The sequence below is a fragment of the Gammaproteobacteria bacterium genome (genome assembly GCA_003696665.1).
Taxonomy (GTDB): Bacteria; Pseudomonadota; Gammaproteobacteria; order Enterobacterales.
Window position 1 is genome coordinate 1 of record RFGJ01000263.1, and the last position, 18,863, is coordinate 18,863.

General features: G+C 52.1%; 18 protein-coding genes. 12 read left to right on the forward strand and 6 right to left on the reverse strand.

The window, feature by feature from the left end:
* The 9 genes from D6694_07230 to D6694_07270 form a co-directional block, all read left to right on the forward strand.
* Nucleotides 1-1,140, forward strand: a 1,140-nt coding sequence (locus tag D6694_07230) for a hypothetical protein (GenBank protein RMH43101.1), incomplete at its 5' end; no start/stop codon positions are given.
* Nucleotides 1,137-3,923, forward strand: a complete 2,787-nt coding sequence (locus D6694_07235) for a hypothetical protein (GenBank protein RMH43102.1) — start codon at nt 1,137-1,139, stop codon at nt 3,921-3,923. The genes D6694_07230 and D6694_07235, both read left to right, overlap by 4 nt.
* Nucleotides 3,913-4,515: a hypothetical protein gene (locus tag D6694_07240; protein RMH43103.1), complete on the forward strand. Its 603-nt coding sequence runs from the start codon at nt 3,913-3,915 to the stop codon at nt 4,513-4,515. The genes D6694_07235 and D6694_07240 overlap by 11 nt, the downstream gene beginning before the upstream one ends.
* 10 nt (nt 4,516-4,525) lie before the next feature.
* On the forward strand, nt 4,526-4,846 hold the full coding sequence (locus D6694_07245) for a hypothetical protein (protein ID RMH43104.1): 321 nt from the start codon (nt 4,526-4,528) through the stop codon (nt 4,844-4,846).
* Nucleotides 4,847-4,964: 118 nt separating this feature from the next.
* Nucleotides 4,965-5,642, forward strand: a complete 678-nt coding sequence (locus D6694_07250) for a MotA/TolQ/ExbB proton channel family protein (GenBank protein RMH43118.1) — start codon at nt 4,965-4,967, stop codon at nt 5,640-5,642.
* A gap of 4 nt (nt 5,643-5,646) precedes the next feature.
* Complete coding sequence (locus tag D6694_07255) at nt 5,647-6,183, forward strand: biopolymer transporter ExbD (protein RMH43105.1); 537 nt, start codon at nt 5,647-5,649, stop codon at nt 6,181-6,183.
* A gap of 23 nt (nt 6,184-6,206) precedes the next feature.
* Entirely contained in the window at nt 6,207-6,683 is a 477-nt protein-coding gene (locus D6694_07260; protein RMH43106.1) for a biopolymer transporter ExbD, read from the forward strand.
* Nucleotides 6,680-7,624 (forward strand): energy transducer TonB, encoded by a 945-nt coding sequence (locus tag D6694_07265; protein RMH43107.1) that lies wholly within the window; start codon nt 6,680-6,682, stop codon nt 7,622-7,624. The genes D6694_07260 and D6694_07265 overlap by 4 nt, the downstream gene beginning before the upstream one ends.
* A complete protein-coding gene (locus tag D6694_07270; GenBank protein ID RMH43108.1) occupies nt 7,621-8,604 on the forward strand; it encodes an FAD:protein FMN transferase in 984 nt (327 codons plus the stop codon). The genes D6694_07265 and D6694_07270 overlap by 4 nt, the downstream gene beginning before the upstream one ends.
* Here the strand turns inward: D6694_07270 and D6694_07275 are convergent.
* The 6 genes from D6694_07275 to D6694_07300 are packed head-to-tail and all read right to left on the reverse strand — an operon-like array spanning nt 8,593 to nt 14,513.
* A complete protein-coding gene (locus D6694_07275; GenBank protein ID RMH43109.1) occupies nt 8,593-9,720 on the reverse strand; it encodes a DUF3570 domain-containing protein in 1,128 nt (375 codons plus the stop codon). The two genes, D6694_07270 and D6694_07275, sit on opposite strands and share 12 nt — an antisense overlap.
* Nucleotides 9,707-9,967 (reverse strand): DUF4266 domain-containing protein, encoded by a 261-nt coding sequence (locus D6694_07280; protein RMH43110.1) that lies wholly within the window; start codon nt 9,965-9,967, stop codon nt 9,707-9,709. The genes D6694_07275 and D6694_07280 overlap by 14 nt, the downstream gene beginning before the upstream one ends.
* Nucleotides 9,933-10,421, reverse strand: coding sequence for a TlpA family protein disulfide reductase (locus tag D6694_07285; GenBank protein ID RMH43111.1), 489 nt, complete (start codon nt 10,419-10,421; stop codon nt 9,933-9,935). Before D6694_07285 ends, D6694_07280 begins: the two co-directional genes overlap by 35 nt.
* 15 nt (nt 10,422-10,436) lie before the next feature.
* Nucleotides 10,437-11,081, reverse strand: coding sequence for an outer membrane beta-barrel domain-containing protein (locus tag D6694_07290; protein RMH43112.1), 645 nt, complete (start codon nt 11,079-11,081; stop codon nt 10,437-10,439).
* Entirely contained in the window at nt 11,051-11,812 is a 762-nt protein-coding gene (locus tag D6694_07295) for a hypothetical protein (protein RMH43113.1), read from the reverse strand. Before D6694_07295 ends, D6694_07290 begins: the two co-directional genes overlap by 31 nt.
* Before the next feature lie 43 nt (nt 11,813-11,855).
* Nucleotides 11,856-14,513: a hypothetical protein gene (locus D6694_07300; protein RMH43114.1), complete on the reverse strand. Its 2,658-nt coding sequence runs from the start codon at nt 14,511-14,513 to the stop codon at nt 11,856-11,858.
* A gap of 193 nt (nt 14,514-14,706) precedes the next feature.
* Between D6694_07300 and D6694_07305 the strand changes: the two genes are divergently transcribed.
* From D6694_07305 to D6694_07315, 3 genes are all read left to right on the forward strand, one after another.
* The gene (locus tag D6694_07305) at nt 14,707-15,930 is read left to right on the forward strand and encodes a hypothetical protein (protein ID RMH43115.1); all 1,224 of its coding nucleotides are present in this window, start codon (nt 14,707-14,709) and stop codon (nt 15,928-15,930) included.
* 9 nt (nt 15,931-15,939) lie between these two features.
* On the forward strand, nt 15,940-18,450 hold the full coding sequence (locus D6694_07310; GenBank protein RMH43116.1) for a LamG domain-containing protein: 2,511 nt from the start codon (nt 15,940-15,942) through the stop codon (nt 18,448-18,450).
* A gap of 12 nt (nt 18,451-18,462) precedes the next feature.
* Nucleotides 18,463-18,863: general secretion pathway protein GspF (locus tag D6694_07315; GenBank protein RMH43117.1), on the forward strand; the 401-nt coding region annotated here is incomplete at its 3' end.

An 18,863-nucleotide genomic window follows, 5' to 3' on the forward strand; every position in this document is an offset into this window, starting at 1 on the left:
AACGACAAGCCCAAGGTTGCCCAACAATACTTGACCCATGTACGCCAAAATAGCCCCACGACTTGGGAGGCTGCTCTGCTGCTTGGCTGGGCCTACGCCAAACAATCTGATTACCAAAGCGCAGCGCGTTTCTGGTCTTATCTGGTGGAACAAAATGACCCTTTGCACCCGGCCATACAGGAGGCGTGGCTCGCTCTCCCTTATGCGCAACAGCAGCTTGGTGACCTTGCCGGCGCGCTCGCAGGTTATCAGAAAGCACAAGAACGCGCCCAGTACGCCCAGCACATTCTAAAAAGTGCACTCCAGTCTCGCCAATGGCTCGCCGCTTGGAACGCTCCGACCACAAAAATCAAAGGCCCAACCGCAAGCCTTCTTCAATATCTGGCCACGGATCCTGAATTGGCGCAATTACTGAAGCAGTGGGAGCAATTGGCGATGTGGCGCCATGCCTTGCACCACGCCAAGCAAAAGATTCCGGTATTACAATGGGCCGTGTCAGCCAATGAAACACGGTTTCAGACGCACAAAACCAAAGTCACACATCGTCTTGCCGAGATCCCGCTTGAAACCATTACGCGCTCTGTCACGAAACTGGTCGAAGCAAATCAGCGCCCCTACCAGGTTTGGTGCGATCTACGACGTATCGACACGCCTTGGCAAACTGCCTGTCTTCGGCTCAAGCGCGCAGAAACCCTGTTAGCAAGCCTTCCTAATGGTGACACGGAAAAATACCGACGTCGCCTCAATCACATCCGAGGCGTTTTGTATTGGCATATCGCGCGAACGCGCCCTATCGATCAGTGGACCAATCAAAAAGCCATCATCCAGCTTGTTCGTGCACACGACGAACTCAAGGCGCGTTATCGACGCTTACAAGAAATCGCCACGAAAAACCGACCGCCAATCGAGCCTGTCTTGGCGCGACTGGAAGAGCTCATGCAACGTACGCAGCATCTTGAAAAACACTATCAAACACTGGAAGCAATGCTCAGCCACAAAATTTATGCCCGCGCCGACCAGTTGACAGAAACAATGCGTATTGCCTTGGCGGATATAGAGCGACAAGCCCAACTCGCCATCGCGCGTCTGCAATATGCAAGCACGCCAGATATGGATAATCCGGAGGGCGTTCGTCAATGAAACTAGCTGTTCGGCTAAGCTGCCTACTCTGTCTGGCCATCTTGCTCAGTGGTTGTCAATTGTGGCCATTCCAAAGCCCTGAAGAAAAAAACACCCCCAAAACACTTGCCGAATTGCTCAACCGAAGTGTCACTATTCGACCAAGTCGTTTGCCACAACAGTCACTGACCACGGCGCTCGCCGCATATTCTCGCGTACTGGATAATCCAGCAACCCCTGCCGCCCGACAGGAAGCATTAACCAACTTAGCGCGTTTGCACAGTTTGTTGGCTGAAAATGCACTGGCCGACAATCAAATGGAGGCAATGCAGCAACACTTGGCGCAAGCTGCCAAGTACTACGAAACATTATTGCGTGAGTTCCGGAACACCATTGATGTCCCAGCGATCGAATATCAATTGGCGCGCGTGTTAGCGCTTCGTGGCGACACAACGCGCGCCTACCAGCGGCTCTCGGCCATTGCCAACACCCATGACTCGCGCTTTGAAGGAATCGAAGCACATTTCCGACTGGCCGAACATGCCTTCGCTCAAGGCCACTATACCGAAGCCGCCAAAGCCTATGGCAAAGTCATCAGCCAAGGCTTTGAGACGCCGTTTTTCACCACAGCGCTCTATAAACGAGGTTGGGCGCTTTTTAAATTATCTCAGTACACATCGGCAAACGACGATTTTGCGAAGCTACTCGACTATCTCCATCACCACCATACCGATACAACACCTGAAGGCTTACGCTCAGATACGCTGAGAATATTGGCCCTCAGCTTTTCCTATTTGGACGGGCCGATGGCATTGCGTCGATTTTTTACGCAGCGCGGTCACAAACCTTGGGAAGCAGCACTCTATCAGGCGCTCGCCGATCAATATTTCGAACAGGAGCGATTTCAGGACACCGCTAAGACGCTGCAAACTTATGTCGAAACCAACCCGAACGCACATGATGCACCACTATTTGCTCACCGAGCGATCACCGTGCTCGAAAAAGCAGGCTTTGTCGATTTGGTGTTAGCAGCCAAGCAGCAATTCGTCCTGCGTTATCAATCTGGAACCGAATACTGGAAGCATCAGCCCTCAGCAGACCGTCACGAGATCGCACCACAACTCAAGCAACATCTTGATGACTTAATGGCCTTCTTTCATGCTGAAGCACAGCGCAAAAAAACACCGGCAGATTTTTTAAATGCCGCAAAATGGTATGAAATTTATCTAAAAGAATTCCCCAATGCATCGGACGCACCCGATAAACGTTGGCTTTTGGCTGAGGCTTATGTTGACGCCGGGAGGATCAGCGACGGTGCCGATCAATATGAACAGCTTGCCTACGGCCCGGAGTCCGCTCGTCACGCTCGTGCAGAGCAGGCGGGCTATCGTCTTATCGTGCTCCGCCAACGGCTGCTTCGGCAAGCTGACAAGACAAACCAGGATCCAGCCCGACATCAACTCATTGACGCCGCCCTTCGCTATGTCACAGCATTTCCTAAGAGTCAGAAACTCACGGAGATACTGTCCCTGCTGATGGAAGAACAAATTGCCGCCGGACAAATTGCCGCGTCGATTGACACGGCTTCACAACTGCTTATGCGACCGGATGGCCAGCGATTTGCCGATCGGGCACGGAGCGTCATTGCCGACGGTCTATTTGACCTTGGCAAGTACCACGCCGCAGAAAAAGCGATCAGTGCGGTACTCAACCGAAACACGCTCACCGCAAAAGAAAAAGCGCGTTACCATCGGCTACGCGCACAAGCCATATACAAACAAGGTGAACTGGCACAAAAACAAGGCCAAGATGCCCATGCAATTGCTCACTACCTTCGCTTGGTCAAGTTAGAGCCCCAAGCGCCTGAAAGTGCACAAGCAAAATACGATGCCGCAACCCTCATGTTGAAACTTGGCCGATACCGAGACGCCATTGATGTGCTTCATCAATTCCAGCAACAACACCCACAACACCCGCTTGGCAAGACCATTCCGGCCAAACTTATCGTCGCCTACGAAGCCATCGGCGCGTTCGATCGCGCCGCCCAAATCTACACCACCATTGCCAAGCAGGAAAAAGATCCCGAACGAAAACGCGTGGCCTATTGGCAGGCGGCGGAAAGTTGGGAAAAAGTGAGCAATGAAAAGGGCAAAAAAGCCGCCGTATCACTGTGGAAACAATATATCAAGCAATTTCCGACCCCTTATGAGTTGAACGCAGAAGCGATGCAGCGTCTCATCAATCTCTATGAGGCTCTGGGCATTGGGTGGAAGCGCGATTTCTGGCGGCGCAAACTGGTCGGGCTCGTCCTCAAAAAACGCCTGTCCGACGCTCGTGTGCGAACACTGGCGGCTAACGCGCAATTGGCCTTGGCTAATGCTGAAATGCTCGCGTTCAAACGCATCACACTAAAACAACCACTTGCCAAGTCGCTTGCTCAAAAGAAACAAGCCATGAAAAAAGTGCTCTCAGCCTATACTCGAGTGTTAGAAATCGGTGTTCGTCCAATGGCCACGGAAGCCGCTTTCCGTATTGGTGAAGCTTATCAGCACTTAGCCAAAGCCCTGCTCGAGTCTCCACGCCCTAAAGGGCTCAGCGAACTCGCGCTTGAAGAATACAACGCCCTACTGGAAGAAAAAGTCTACCCGTTTGAAGACAAGGCGATCGAAGCCTACGAAGCGACTTGGTCATTGGTTCAAGAGGGTATTTGGGACAGCTGGACACAAAAAGCGTTTGATGCGCTCAAGCAACTTATGCCAGCGAGGTACGAAAAACCTTTTATGGTGGACGACTATGCAAACTAAATTTCGGCTATGCCTGCTGCTGATGCTATCAGCCCTCTATTTGTACGGCTGTCAGCAACTCCCAAACCGCAAAAGCACAGCATTGCCCACTGCCGACAAGCCGACCAACGTATGGCCAGAGCACGCCGTTCGGGCATTTCGCGAAGCCAACCAGTTGCGACAGCAAAACCCTTCTGACGCATTGCTCAAATATCAACAGTGTATTAAGTTGGCGCCAACCATGGAGCCTTGCTGGTTTAACTATTTAAAACTCGCCTCAGAACATTCGACGGCGAATACCTCGGTCGAAAAAATCTACCAACAAATTGTCAACGCCAAGGTGCGCTCAGGGCGAATTGAAAACCTTTGGGGTGTCATTTTGGTCAACAAAGGTGAAATCAGTAAAGCCCGATCGGCGTTTGAAAAGGCGCTGGCACTGGAACCACAATCAATCTCGGCCACACGAAACCTCGCCATATTGCTGGATCTTTACTTGGGCGAAACGCGCAAGGCGCTGGCTTTGTATGAAAAGCTCCAAAAACTGTTGGCGGCAAAAGGACAAAGTGAACCGCGCTTGGCTGGTTGGATCGCTGATTTGAAAAATCGAATGTGAGGAACAGTCTATGAACAAATTACAGTTATTGTTGTGCTTATCCGTGCTCCTGACCGCCCAAGCATCCATGGCCGAAGACGTCGCTCAGACAAAGGATACCAGCAAGAAAGCCACTCTCGGCTTGACGGTCAAAGTCAACAAGGAAGCACCACGGGTGCTGACTATCGTTCCGTGGCGGCTTCAGGAAAAAAATGTGACAACACCGTCGGTGACGCCGGTTTGGCAACCAGAACCGAAGCCCTTGTCTCTATCAGGACTTGAGCGCGAATTGCAAATTTTCCGTCAACGCCAAAACAATCAAAACGTGAACCAGACATTGGATTCAGAATAACGCTTAGGGCTAGAATGCACCATTGCGAGACGAAATTTTCCAAAACGAGGATGTCCAGATGATGAACACCATAATTGCAGCCGCCAGCACTGCGGCACCCAGTCAGACGGAAGCCAGCATGTGGACCACTGTGGTTCGTTTTTTTCAAGAAGGCGGGCCGTTCATGTACGTCATTTTGGCTGTCTTTGTCATTGGTTTGGCCATCGCCATTGAGCGATGGATTTATCTGACATTGACAAAAAGGAAAAATCAGGTCATCTGGCGACAAATTTTGCCCTTACTGCAACAGGGTGACTTTGCCCGTGCCGAGCAATTTGCCATTGAATCTGGCACGGACATTGGCAAGATTCTCGCCTCGGGCATGGACAGCAGTACTTTGGGGAAGCGACATGATGATATTGAGCTCGCGATGGAGGAGCAGCTGATGGAAATCATACCGAAGCTGGAAAAACGCACCCCCTATCTTGCCACCTTTGCCAACATCGCCACCCTGCTCGGTCTACTAGGCACCATTATGGGATTGATTAATGCGTTCACAGCCGTGGCCAATGTCGACCCCGCAGAAAAGGCCAGCTTGTTATCGGCGTCGATTTCCGTGGCTATGAACACCACGGCGTTCGGTCTCATGGCGGCCATTCCGTTGCTGCTTTTGTTCAGTTACCTGCAAACAAAAACCACGGAGATGGTCGATAGCCTTGAAATGATATCTGTTAAATTCGTCAATCTGCTTCGCCGCAGACAACATGCCATCGAACAAATGAAACAAAGACGGGCAGCTAAACAAAATCGAGGATAACGGCATGTTTCGCAAACGTTTGCGCCGCGCCAAACAGGTGGCCCCAGAACTCAACATCACAGCATTCATGAACCTGATGGTCGTGTTGGTGCCCTTTTTGCTGATGACTGCCGTTTTTTCGCAAATTAACATTCTGAAAATCGCCCTACCAGGCGCCAGTCAGGGACCACAAAATCCAGTAGAGAATTCCGCCAAGATTGCGCTCGAAGTCATATTTCAAGGCGACAAAATCCTGCTCAACGATCGCAATTCTGGTGTCATCAAGACCTTCTCGTGGCAACAAGGCGAAGGCTACGGGAATCAGGCCACACTGCGTGCACTTAACCTGTTGCTGCAAGAACTCAAGGCGCGCTTTCCTGAAGAAAACGATATTTCCATACTCAGTCAACCGGACACACCCTATGCAGACATTGTCGCGGTGATGGACGCCGTTCGCGTCGCTTGGCGAGATGATGACCAAAACGGCTACGCCCTGTTCCCGAATTCAGCGCTTGGTCGTGCGCCACAAGTACAACAGGCAGAAGGGGGAGACCAGTCGTGAAAAAGTCAGTCCGCGCTGCCCGTATGGAGCGCCATCACAAACGATTTGGCGCCGCGACACTGAGCCTTGTCTCGCTGATGGACATTTTTACCATTCTCGTCTTTTTCCTATTGGTCAACAGTTCGGAAGTGCAGCAAATCCCAAATGCCAAAGCCATTCGCCTGCCCGAATCTATCACCGAACAAAAGCCAAAAGAAACGCTTGTGGTACTGGTCAGCAAAGATCAAATTATCGTCAAAGGCGAACCCGTGGTCAGGGTTTCTGACGTGCTTAATAGTCAAGCGCGCACCATTCCGCAGCTTGCCAGTGTCTTGAACCGGCAAGCCGCACTGACCTGGGACAAAGAAAAACTTGAAGACATCGACGGCACAGAAATTACCCTTATGGGCGACCGGGAAATTCCATATCAACTGTTGGAAAAAATTCTCGCCACAATGAGCGAAACTCCATATAAAACCATCTATTTTGCTGTCAATAAAAAGCCACAGGAGTCGTCATGATGGTGTGGCTGAAGTTTGAACCTCAGTTACCTTGGGAGGACTTGCCAGAAAACAAGACAAGGCTTCGCCTGGTACTTGGCGCGCTGGCAACACTGGCCACCTTGTTCGCTTTCTGGGTGGCCAACACTTCATTGCCACCAAAAGACAAATTCAGCGCCAAACCGATCCCTGAACACCTAGTCAAATTGGTGCTCGAACAGAAGAAGAAAAAGGTTGTTCCACCGCCGCCACCACCAAAAATCGAAAAGCCAAAAGAGGAACGTCCCAAAAAAACACCGGAGAAACCGATCAAACCATCGGAACCACCCAAAAAGGCAGAACCTAAGCCAAAGCTTGGCAATCGCGAACAGGCTCGATTAGAGGCCCAAAAGCAATTAGCCGTGTTCGATGCCCTTGCCGACCTGCGTGAAGAGGCGCCAATCAACAAAATCCGACAAAGCAAACCCACAACATCGGCCGAGCAAACGGCACGGACAGTGGAGCGAAGCCTGATCACCAACGCTGCCCGCCAAGGCAGTGGTGGTATTAATACGGCAAAAGCATCAAGAAGCCTCGGCGGTGGCACGCTCAAGGGCGGAGGATCCACAAAAGTCACCAGTAATTTGGCTGCCCGCAAAGCACAGATGGCACAGCAACGCTCCGATGGAAAAGCACAACGACCCGCAGAAAACATCGAAAGAGTGATGGATGCCAACAAAGCAGCTATTTACGCTCTGTACCGACGCGCGCTTCGGAAAAATCCGACACTCCGGGGAGAAGTGATTTTCCGAATTCGTATTCTACCTTCAGGAAAAGTGGCCAATGTCACCATTGTCTCAAGCGACCTGAACGACAAAGCACTCGAACGAAAGTTGATGGCCAGAATTCGTCTGATCAATTTTGGTGCGATGGATGTTGAGGTGTGGGAAGACAACTACCGAATGACATTTCTGCCGTCATGATCTGTCGAGCTCTCTGGCTTGTCCTCTTCTGTTTGTGCTTAGTGCCTGAGGCAAAAGCCCTCTGGGTAGACAAAACATTCACGGTGATGGGGACTGTTGCTCGAGTGCGCCTATGGCATGATGATGCCAAACAGGCGGAAATGGCAGTTGAGGCGGTCGAGCGCGAAATGCACCGTATTGACGCAGCGCTCAGTCCATTTCGTCCTGATTCCGAGCTCAGTCGTGTGAACGCACATGCCGCCAAAACACCTATACCAGTCAGTGACGAACTCTTCCGACTGCTGCTCCAGGCCAATGCTGTGTCACGAAAAACCAATGGCGCCTTCGATGTGACCTTCTCCAGTGTGGGATTTCTTTACGACTTCCGCCGCAAAAAAGCGCCCGATGCCAAAACCATTGCCCAACGCCGACCACTGATTAACTATCGCGCCATCATACTGAATCCCGCCAAGCAAACCGTGGCCTTTGCCCATACAGGTATGCGCATCGATCTCGGAGGCATTGCCAAAGGGTATGCTGTGGATCGTTGCATTCAATTATTACGCCAATATGGCGTCCGTGAAGCATTGGTCAGTGCTGGCGGAGATTCCTATGCGCTGGGAGATAATTTTGGCAAACTTTGGCGTATTGGCATTCAGCACCCTCGCCAACAAGATGCTGTCATTCGCGTGCTTCCAGTCAAAGATACCGCCGTTTCTACTTCGGGCGACTATGAGCGCTTTTTCATCGATGAGCACGGCAATCGCATTCACCACATCATCAATCCCAAAACCGGCAAACCTGTCCAAGGCATCGAAAGTGTCACAATACTTGCGCCCAATACGACCCTTTCAGACGCCTTATCGACAAGTGTTTTTGTGCTTGGCGTACAAAAGGGCCTGACGCTGGTGGAATCCATGCCCAATGTCTCGGCAGTCATCGTCGACAGTCAAGGCAATGTGCATTATTCATCGGATTTGGTTTCAAAATCAGTACCATAGGCTCACAAATAAGCGCACCACATCCGCATCAAAACTATACAAAGGCTCGGCGCCCGGCGTGGTTTGCACGGTTAAATTTCGGAAATCATCATAGCGAAATTGAATTCGATCGTATTTGGCGTTAAACGAAACACGAGACACCGGTCCCCAATGAACCTTCCACTGGTAGGACGCCCCCACGCCGACCGACACAGATTGAAACGTGCTCAGCTCCTTATCTCTTGCCAAAAAGTTTTGCGCATCCTGATAAGGAAATAAATCCGCATAAAATTCGGCACTGTCCTGTTGATAGTAACGCGCCGACACATCAAATGTCAGATGGTCATCATAGGGGTGGGTATATCCAACCTCAACCGAGTTGGCATCAATGCCCCAAGTGTCTGAGTAAAGCTTTCCCTTAAACTTAAGGGCGGCACGGTAGGGAAGAAAATACTTGAGTGTGACCGAGACTGCATTCGATGTTCGCGTTCTCGGGTAACGTTCTGCCTGAAACCCGTACCCCAACGGTGTGGTTGGGTCGAGATAGCGCACGCTTCGATACGGATTGTTCAGAAAACCTTCATCTGTAATGACCTCGCCCGCAACATTAACAAGCATATTGCGCGTGAGGATCTGAGTCACAGAAAGCTGGTAGTTCTGGCGTGTCACGTTTTCTTGGAAATCGGATTGACCATTCCGACGAACGATGTCATCGCCTTTGGCATAACCAATTGTCACCGTCGTCAGATCACCAAAGAAATCCTGACTGATGGAAAAGCTCGCTGTCTGGGCATCATAATCATTCTCTGTACTGCTAATATAACCCATCGACACCGTGGTTCGGTCGTGGAGATAATCGACCGCAAGTGAATACTGGGTCCGTTCTTCAGTATAAGGGCTGGCTGTCGTCACCACATCAATGGATGCACTTGACACCATGTCAACGTAATAATTGGCGACCACAGAGATTTCATCGGCAATGTCCTTCCGCACCAACAGTGAGGGCCCCGTGATTTCAACGCCACCGCCCGAATAGGCGTGATAAAGAAGGTCTGCCCTGTCTTCAGGCAGCACCGCACCCTCGGCAGAAATCACCGCCAAGGCAACCAGAAGGCTCAGTCGCCTAGTTACAACCACAGCCCCCTCCACCACCACCGTCGCCACCACGCGCACCTTCACGCGCTTCGTAAACGTGCTGCATATAAGCCGCCTCAACCGGATCAGGGTTCAGACTCATGATGGGATCTGCCAGATTCTGCCGTTCATACGGTTTCACCCATGGCTTCAGGCCGCAACCGCTGAGCCCCAGCATCAGCAAAACGACGACAAGTCGCTGACACAGAATTGCCTTATTCACGTAACAATGCCTTGATTTGCGCTTCATACTCATTTTCATAGCCCGGACGATACCCGCGGTGCACATAGCGGATGCGACCATCTCGGTCAATCAGATAGGTGCTCGGCATCGTCTCCACTTTAAACATCTCACCGACCTTACCTTCGGTATCGAACAAAATGGTGAAGGTCACACCAGTGTCTTTCAGCAAAGGCTCCGATTGCGGGCGTTCAGTGTCAAGATTGACGCCAACAATCTTGACGCCAAGATCCTTGTATTTTTGGTGGAGCGCTTCCAGTTTTGGCATTTCTTCGCGACATGGCCCACACCAAGACGCCCAGAAGTTGAGCAAAATGATATTGCCCCTCAGCTCTGCCAAACGGATATTTTTCCCTGCTCTTGAAGGCAAGGTAAAATCCGGCGCAGGAACGGCGCCCGAGGTATCCGCGTAGGCCACCATCGCTAACAGACAAGACAACACCACCCATACACGCAATTTCATGTGACTACCTCTCCGTCAAAAAAAGCCGCTAATACCTATCCGATACGAAAGATTGTGGGATGTTTTGTTTTCTCCCAACAAATCAATGTCATAAAAATGATCACGGAATTCAAACTTAATTGCTAGCCAGTCACGTAAGACGATACGATAGCCAGCTCCCCAGGTAACGGTAAAACGATTGTCATCTGCGAAGTTTGTGCTCCCAACGCCTCCAATCAGGTAGAAGCTCGAATTAAATGCCCACTTGTCCCAGACAAAACCTTCACCGGGTAACAAGTTAACACCCACCGTCAAATCATAGTACTGCAATTGACGTTGGTCATCTGTGAGCAAAGTCGCACCGGAGAGACGCTCAAAGCTGGTCGGCTCGGTATCTGTCTGACCATAACCCGCCTGTATGAAAAAATCCTCTGACACATGGTAGGCCAGATAGCCAGAGAGTATGGGATTGGTACCAAAATCCTCGACATTCATCATGCCGTATTCAATGCCAATTTCTACATCCCAGGCATCAATATTGGCCAAGTCGATTTCGGTCCGCTTAGGCGGTGTAATCACTTCTTCCGCCGCACTGGGGCGCTGCTCATCGTTGGGGGCCGATAACGCCAACCCACCGGCCAGCAGCCCGACTAAAAGAACACACTGAAGCCTATTTTCCATTCTTCCTCTTCTTCGTTTTCATCACGACTGGTTAATACGACGTAGCTTCGATAATCCAAACGAAGCACAAACCGGCGACTCAGATAAGTTCGTATCCCTGCTGTCACAAACACCACATCATCCTGACGGTCCTGCACCTGAACCAAGGTCGCACGTGGCTTGACCAAAATAGTGCCCCCACCAATACCAAAAAACGGCGACATGCGCCACCTGGGGAAAGGTTCATTCATGATACTGATCGTCGCCATATCCACTTCACTGAAGCGACCGAGTGACTGACTGAGCGTTAACTCTGTCGAAAGGTGATCGGTAAAACGCCAGTTGCCCGACACGGCGATCACTGCAGCCCCCGCGAAATCACCATGCATCACACCGATTTCCCAAGATCGTTTGAGGTATTCGCCGAAATCAGGATCGGTCAACTTAACCTGCGCACCTTCTCCCGACAGTGTTCTTGCCATTTGTGCACGATGCACCCAACCCGTCTTTCCGTTGTTCAGCCGAACACGATACCAACCCGTTTTTTGATAAAGAATGGTGACTTCTTCCCCCTGTTCGGCCACATAAAATACCGGATAGCCTCGCCCCGGGCCTGTATGCAATTCGATAAAAGGATCGGCCACTGTCACAGTAAGCGGTTGCTCACTATCCTCCCCGTACAGGAACGGCGCAAATAACAATGTCAGCGCCAACCAGACGCCCCAAAAACAACGACAATGCCTCGTGCTCATCAATTCATGACCAAATTGTTTGTGCTCGTATCATAGTTCATCATCAGTTTTGCGGAACGGCAAACGGGTTGTTGTAATACTGACCCCCAATGTCCAACCACTCAGCCAGCAACCGCAATTCCGCCGGTGACAACCAGCCTTCATGGCTTCCGCCTGCGTCAAATCGACTGAAAAACCGATCACTACTGGCTGCACCTGACACACTCATGGCAGGCGCAACCGGGACCGTCACCATAACAGGAATCGGATTGCCGTCGGTATCCAAGATGAGATTACCATCCTCGTCGGTCTCAAAAATAGGATTGCCATTCGCATCTGTTGCCTGAACCAGTCGATCGACCAAAGCACCATTGACGATTTCCTGTTCATTGTCGGGGAACAACAATTCCCGATAGGACACCAGCTGGTCGGCATTGTCCGGCGATGGCTCACCGCTGAGATCCAACTGTCCAGCGGGCACCTGTACCGCGTTGTTTTGATCGCGTGGCGCATGACAAGACGTGCAGGTGTGATCGGCCAGCACCGTCACGCCGTCCACATCTAGCACCTGCCTGTTTTTCTCCCAAATCGGCTGGATAACTTCAGGATAATTGATCGTAATGCGGCATTGCGCGGTCCATTGAGACAAACAGTTCTGACTTGTCGGCATGGGCGTCGTCAAATCGGCATAACTGTACTCAATGGTCGGATCTGGCGTACGACGGGCAGGATCCGTCCAAACATCTTCATATTTCGGATTGACTGACAGTGAGGGCTCACCACGAAGGCGTGCATATGTCTGCGCCATGGTCTCGCCAACCTCAGCCGTCAGGGTCGGATCTGTGCCCGGAAATGGCCCTGCTGCCGCTGCTCCAGGCCAAATGCTGGCAGGTTGTGCATCCACACGACCGTGTGGCACAGTGCTATTAGCACTATGGCACCCCTGGCACTGCAATACCTCACCCGGCTTGACCTGCAACCAGTTATTGTGGCGTCCGGTGAGCCGCCGACCGTTTTTGTCCAGCACACTGACCATAAAGGGCACATTGGCTGGCACCTTGACCCGAATGGAGCCGTCCGGAGCCACGGGCGCATAACCCAGGATTTCCCGCATGAGCTGTGCCGAAGACCGTCCAAAGGCAGCGCCATTGAGTTGAACCAAGTCATCATCCGGTATAGACACCGCTTTGACCAATCGAATAAACACAAAAGGCCGGTCGTCGACCGTTGTCTGCGTCGGGTCGGCAAGTGCTGCGATGGCGCCATTGGTCACATCCACGCCGTCAAAATCATACAGATTTCGAATGTCGAGAATGCCAAGATTCGCTTCAACGAGTGATGTGTCGGCCTCGGTGTCAGGTGGGATAAAGGTCGGAAGTGGGCGTGGCTGCATCGCCACCACGTCTGTGTACATCACGCCTTCTTCCCCTGTCACGATCGGTAACTGCGTACTGTTGCGGCGATCAAACATCCAGATCCCGTAACGCGGTGGCGCAACAGTGAGGCTCATGTCAGAGATATTGTCCTCCGTACAAGGCACAATGGTGACATTGCCATTCCCATCATCCTGTTGCAGGCGACACTGGCTCCAACTCACCAGCAGACGTTCCGTACCATCGTAGAGCACACTCGCGGCGGCGTAACGGCCACCAAGCGACCGATTGCTGTCTGTCGCCACTTGCCCGCCGGTCAACGAAGTCTGTGCGGGCCCAGTCAACCCCGCCAACGACGCGAGCGGCACATCATTATCGATATATTGTTTCGTATCGATTTGCAGCAAATCCCCCCCGAAATCTTCATCGACAAAAGAACGAGCCAGCACAAAGACTTGGCCATCCGGCATCTCTTGTGGCCGAACAAACTGCACGGGCGTCCCATTGGTCCCGGTGTTGTGGCTGTGGTGCCCATATAGAATTTGTAAATCCTTGCCGTCGGGTCGCACGGTATACAAGCTCATCATATTGTTTTGCGCCGCATTTTCCCAACGCACGAACAGGATGCGACCATCATCCATCACCGTCGGGTCGAGATCGTGGCTTTGATTAAAGGTAATTTGCTGAATATTGCTCCCATCCGCATCCATCACATGGAGAACGGCCGCAGGCTGGTTACGGTCTTCGTCTAGGCCGGCATACTGGGGTTTGCCTTCGTCAAGCAATATGGCACGATTCGCTTGCTGACGGGTCGACGCAAAAACAATACGCCCGTCCGGCAAATAGTGAGGCGCAAAATCATGACCTGCTTCCGCTTTGATGTCTGAGGCGATCACACGCCGCAACTGACGTGTGTCGAGGTCGTATTCCCAAATGTTCCAAGTAGGCTGTTCGGATTCATCGGCATTAGGAATTTCCGGTGCGCGCATGGCAAACAGCAATTTCCGGCCATCATAAGACACAGAAAGATCTTTCACGTCGTACAATTCGCCTTCCGGAAAAACGCCATCGGTAATCACAGTTTCACTGGCTGTGGGCGAGGCACGATCACGGATCACAAGCTGCGCCCCCGGGAAAAATGCCAGCGGGTCACGAAGATCATGCGCCAAGCGAGTGCCATTGTCGTCCACTGGAATTTGGCGCTTGACATAAGCGATAGGGAAATCTTGCACGACGGGATCCGGCGCCTGACTGTCCCCGGCGAGGCCGCCTCCACCATCACAGCTCGACAAGGCAATGCCCGCAAGCGCCGCCAACCACCATTTCAACTTATTGAGTACACCGTGCATACAACCTCTCATAACACCAATGGCTCCGCTGGTCCAAAGGCAACTAGCCAATCATCCGTCTTGGTTCTATTATCCGGATACTTATGTCATATTCCGAGGCATAGTTCACGAAAAATAGGAACTTTTTTGTTTACACTGGTAGGTTCCTCTGATGTCTATCGTGATAGTCGCCAACGAGCAGTAGGGGCAACTCATGGCACAACGTTCAGTTTCTCAGCGCATCACCCAAGTTTTCTTGGTTTCATTATTAATCTTCTCATTCGCGGCTCCTGCGCTTGCTGGTCCTCGTGAACAGGCGCGTCGCTTACACGATCGCATCGCGGGCGTACCACCCAGCCAGGCAACCTTGGATGCCATGGCCGCCGACATTCAGGCGGGCAATCCAATCAGCGCCGCTATGCGCGCCATTGAGCACCCGAATTTTTACAATGTCACGCTGAAAAACTGGATTACGCCGTGGACCAACGAAGATCAAACGGTATTTGCGCCACTGAACGACTACACGGCGACGGTGATCGGTATCATTCGTGATGGCGTTGATTTTCGTGAAGTGTTAAGCGGTGATATTTTGTACGTCGGCAACAGTTCATTGGGGCTACCGCCGTATTCTGTCAGCAATAATGACCATTACGAGGCCCTTGAGAACAATCATATTGATTTGAAGGCCAATTTGGTGCGTACAACGCAATCGAGCGTCACCGGCCTACCCGCCTCTGCCACGGCGGGCATCATCACCACGCGGGCAGCCGCAAAAGCTTTCTTCATCGCAGGCACCAATCGCGCGATGTTTCGCTTTCTTTTTATCAATTACATGTGTACCGATCTCGAGCCCCTGAAAGACATTACCCGACCGCCAGACCGAATTCGTCAAGATGTCACGCGTTCGCCAGGTGGTGACAGCCGTATTTTTCTGAATAACTGTATTGGATGCCACGCGGGGATGGATCCAATGGCTCAAGCCTTCGCCTATTACGATTACCAATACGATTCCGACAATGACCCGAATGGCGACAATGGGCGTTTGGTGTACAACGCTGAAGGCATGCTTGACCCGATCACCGGTTCTCGCGTGCAAGCCAAATACCACATCAATGCCAACAACTTTAAACCAGGTTACGTCACCCCGAACGATCACTGGGACAATTATTGGCGACAAGGGCCGAATCAGCGGTTGGGCTGGTCAGCCTCACTCCCAGGAAGTGGTGACGGCGCCAAATCACTCGGCCAAGAACTCGCCAACAGCGAAGCCTTCGCACAATGCCAAGTGAAAAAGGTTTTTCAGGCGATGTGTCTGCGTCCGCCTCAGGATGCTTCCGACAGAACCGAGGTTGCCAATCTAGTGGCGACGTTCAAATCCTCTGGTTACGACCTGAAACAGGTGTTTGCCGGAGCGGCTGTTTACTGCATGGGTGAGTAGGGGGATACCATGAGCGCATTCATCAATATAACTCACCGCTGGCGTCAAATTGCTTACGCCGCAGTCGTTGGAAGTTTTGTCCTGATGCTGGGTGCCTGTACTGGTGACAGCACGTCGGTTGAAGCCTTGCCCAATACCAATACAGGCACAGGTGACGTCCCCAATTACAGCGGCCCACCCCCGAAAACGGATGACGTACAGCGCTTCAAAATTAATGTATGGGATAACCTAGTGCCCGAAAACCGGTGTGGTAGCTGTCACATCGAAGGAGGCCAGGCGCCAATGTTTGTGCGCCGTGACGACATCAATCTCGCCTACGCCGAAGCAAACACCGTTGTCAACCTGGCCGACCCAGGCGCATCACGCATGGTGCAAAAGGTCGCCGGTGGACACAATTGTTGGCTGAGCAGTGCCCAAGCGTGTGCGGATATTATTCAGGGTTACATTGAAGACTGGGCAGGTGGCGCGCTAGGCGGCCAAGGCAAAACGATCAAATTGGTGCCGCCACCCATCAAAGACCCGGGGGCCAGTCGTAACTTCCCAAGTGACAGCACCGCATTCGGCACAACCATCTATCCTTTGCTCAAGCAATATTGTGCTGGCTGCCATTCAGAGGATGCCGCCACACCGCAGTCGCCATATTTCGCCTCAGCCGACGTGGACGCCGCCTATTTAGCCGCGCAAGCCAAGATCAATCTCGACAACCCGGCGGACTCACGTTTTGTTGTCCGGTTGCGGACAGAATTCCATAACTGTTGGAGCGATTGTGCTGCGGACTCGCAAGCGATGGAAGACGCCATTGTCCAGTTTGCCAACGGCATCCCGCTGACACAGATTGATCCATCCCTTATCACAAGTAAGGCTTTACTCTTGACCGATGGCATCCTTGCCAATACAGGCGGTCGCCATGAAAACAACGTCATCGCCAAATGGGAATTCAAAACCGGTCAAGGCACGACGGCATTTGATACCAGTGGGGTGGATCCTGCCATTGACCTGACGCTGATGGGTGACGTCAGTTGGGTTGGTGGCTGGGGTATCCAAATCAGGGACGGTCGAGCCCAAGGCACTACGGCCGCCAGTAAGAAACTCTATGACTTGTTGACAGCCACGGGCGAGTACAGCATTGAAGCGTGGGTCGCGCCGGCGAATGTCACGCAAGAAGGCCCGGCCAGAATTATTAGTTATTCTGGCGGAACCACCGTGCGAAACTTTACCGTTGGCCAAACACTCTACAACTACGATTTCCTCAACCGAAGCTCCAATACCAATGCCAACGGTGAACCAGCACTATCTACCCCTGATAACCTCGAGGTGTTACAAGCTGCCTTACAACACGTCGTGGTTAACTTTGATCCGGTGAACGGTCGCACCATCTATGTCAATGGTGAAAAAATCGATGTTCCGGATCCGGCGCCCGGTGGCACGCTCAGCGACTGGGACGATACATTCGCCTTCGTGCTTGGCAATGAGGTGTCCGGGGATCGATTGTGGCAAGGTATCATTCGATTTGTCGCCATCCACAATCATCCACTGACGCCGCAGCAAATTCGCGACAACTATAAAGTTGGCGTCGGAGAGCGTTTTTGGCTGCTATTCTCGGTGTCGCATCTGGTCAACATTCCCGATGCTTATGTTGTCTTCGAAGTCAGTCAGTTTGATGACTACAGTTACCTGTTTAACAAACCATTCTTCATCAGCCTAAATAGCGAGGCCAACGTCGATGGGCTGGTCATCAAAGGTTTACGAATCGGCCTGAATGGTCGCGAAGTGGCCGTTGGACAAGCCTACGCAAACCTTGATGTCACCATAACGAACAGTCAGTACTCGACCGCGGAGGGACAATCGCTATCGTCGCTTGGTACCGTCATCCCACTTGAAAAAGGCCCGGCGGGCGATGAGTTTTTCCTCACCTTTGACCAAATTGGCAACCGGACTTACGCAAGAACGGAACCACCTGTACCGCCGGCTCCACCCGCTGCAGATATCGGCCCGTTCCCAGACATCGGTTTACGAACCTTCGAAGAAATCAGTGCCTCGATGTCGGTCATCACCGGCGTCAGCCAAAACCATCCGGATGTTGTCGCGACCTACGAAAATGTCAAACAAGCGCTGCCAACGAAAGAAGACATCATGACCTTCAGTTCCGCGCACCAGATGGCCATCACCCAATTGGGCATCGAATATTGTAATGCGCTGGTCGAGGATGCCGGCCTTCGCACGGCCCTCTTTGGCAGCGCCTTTGATTTTAACGAGTCAGACATGGCCGTCGCTTTTTCAGCCGCGCGTCGCGACATGATCCTCGATCCTTTACTGGCTCGTGTCATGAATGCCGACCCGAATGGAAATCCGGTGAACCTAGGCACCCAACCGGATTTGGCCACAGTCAAAACCGAACTCAATGCCCTGATCGATAGGTTGATCACCTGTGGCAACAGCTGTCCGGCTGACAGAACCAAGACAGTGGTCAAAGCGGTGTGTGCCGCCGCGATCAGTAATGCCACCTTATTGTTGCAATAGCCGAGGTCCACAATGAGCAGAAAAAAACGCGCACTACCATTGGATGCTCCCATCAAGCATCCCGATCACGCTCGCCCCACAACCCGTCGGGAATTTATTGCTCAGGGCTTCGCCACAGGGGCGGCCACCATTGTCGGTGGCTCAATATTCAGCCTGTTTGCCAATCCAAGACAGGCCATGGCGGCCTTATCCCCTGATCTTGAGGCACTCAAGCAAAAGTGCGGCATTGCAACCCAAGGTGCCGGCAAAATTCCCTTTATTTGCTTTGACTTGAGCGGCGGTGCCAACATCGCAGGCTCCAATGTCCTCGTTGGCAAACAAGGCGGACAGCTTGATTTCCTAAGCACGGCCGGATACAACAAGCTCGGCCTGCCAGGAGACATGATCCCGCCCATCGCGAACCCGCAAACGGG

Coding starts and splice junctions, on each gene's coding strand:
- D6694_07295 (RMH43113.1), bottom strand. CDS start 11,812: ATGAGCACGAGGCATTGTCGTTGTTTTTGGGGCGTCTGGTTGGCGCTG.
- D6694_07300 (RMH43114.1), bottom strand. CDS start 14,513: ATGCACGGTGTACTCAATAAGTTGAAATGGTGGTTGGCGGCGCTTGCG.
- D6694_07245 (RMH43104.1), top strand. CDS start 4,526: ATGAACAAATTACAGTTATTGTTGTGCTTATCCGTGCTCCTGACCGCC.
- D6694_07255 (RMH43105.1), top strand. CDS start 5,647: ATGTTTCGCAAACGTTTGCGCCGCGCCAAACAGGTGGCCCCAGAACTC.
- D6694_07270 (RMH43108.1), top strand. CDS start 7,621: ATGATCTGTCGAGCTCTCTGGCTTGTCCTCTTCTGTTTGTGCTTAGTG.
- D6694_07310 (RMH43116.1), top strand. CDS start 15,940: ATGAGCGCATTCATCAATATAACTCACCGCTGGCGTCAAATTGCTTAC.
- D6694_07285 (RMH43111.1), bottom strand. CDS start 10,421: ATGAAATTGCGTGTATGGGTGGTGTTGTCTTGTCTGTTAGCGATGGTG.
- D6694_07240 (RMH43103.1), top strand. CDS start 3,913: ATGCAAACTAAATTTCGGCTATGCCTGCTGCTGATGCTATCAGCCCTC.
- D6694_07250 (RMH43118.1), top strand. CDS start 4,965: ATGTGGACCACTGTGGTTCGTTTTTTTCAAGAAGGCGGGCCGTTCATG.
- D6694_07305 (RMH43115.1), top strand. CDS start 14,707: ATGGCACAACGTTCAGTTTCTCAGCGCATCACCCAAGTTTTCTTGGTT.
- D6694_07280 (RMH43110.1), bottom strand. CDS start 9,967: ATGAAGCGCAAATCAAGGCATTGTTACGTGAATAAGGCAATTCTGTGT.
- D6694_07290 (RMH43112.1), bottom strand. CDS start 11,081: ATGGAAAATAGGCTTCAGTGTGTTCTTTTAGTCGGGCTGCTGGCCGGT.
- D6694_07235 (RMH43102.1), top strand. CDS start 1,137: ATGAAACTAGCTGTTCGGCTAAGCTGCCTACTCTGTCTGGCCATCTTG.
- D6694_07265 (RMH43107.1), top strand. CDS start 6,680: ATGATGGTGTGGCTGAAGTTTGAACCTCAGTTACCTTGGGAGGACTTG.
- D6694_07260 (RMH43106.1), top strand. CDS start 6,207: ATGGAGCGCCATCACAAACGATTTGGCGCCGCGACACTGAGCCTTGTC.